This is a genomic window from Halomonas sp. ND22Bw (genome assembly GCF_003011945.1).
Classification (GTDB): Bacteria; Pseudomonadota; Gammaproteobacteria; order Pseudomonadales; family Halomonadaceae; genus Halomonas; species Halomonas halophila.
On record NZ_PXWD01000257.1, the window covers coordinates 1 to 400 of the forward strand.

At 69.2% G+C, this 400-nt stretch carries 1 protein-coding gene; it reads left to right on the plus strand.

Annotated features, from left to right (window positions below; all coding sequences use genetic code 11):
• The coding region (locus CVH10_RS17950; RefSeq protein WP_181244474.1) for an aminotransferase class IV at positions 1–400 on the plus strand (400 nt) is incomplete at both ends.

Consider the following 400-nt stretch of genomic DNA (forward strand, 5'->3'; position numbering starts at 1 on the left):
TGGCCGACCTGCGCCATCTGGGCGCGGCGGCGCGCGACCACGCCTTTCCGACCGACGCGGCGCCCAGCGTGATCGTGACGGCCAAGTCGGTCGACCGTGCGCGGGGACAGGCGATGGCGGCCAAGGGCGCGGCCGGCGTGACCCAACCCGACATCCGCTGGGGTCGCTGCGACATCAAGACGGTAGGCTTGCTGCCCAATGTGCTGGCCAAACAGGCCGCGCGCGAACGCGGCGCCTACGAATGTCTGATGTACGACGACATGGGTCTGGTGACCGAAGGCGCATCGACAAACGCCTGGATCGTGGACGAGGACGGCCGTCTGCGGACCCGCGACACCCAGGCCAATATTCTGCGGGGGATCACCCGCGAGGCGGTCCTGAAACTGGTCGCGACCGAGGG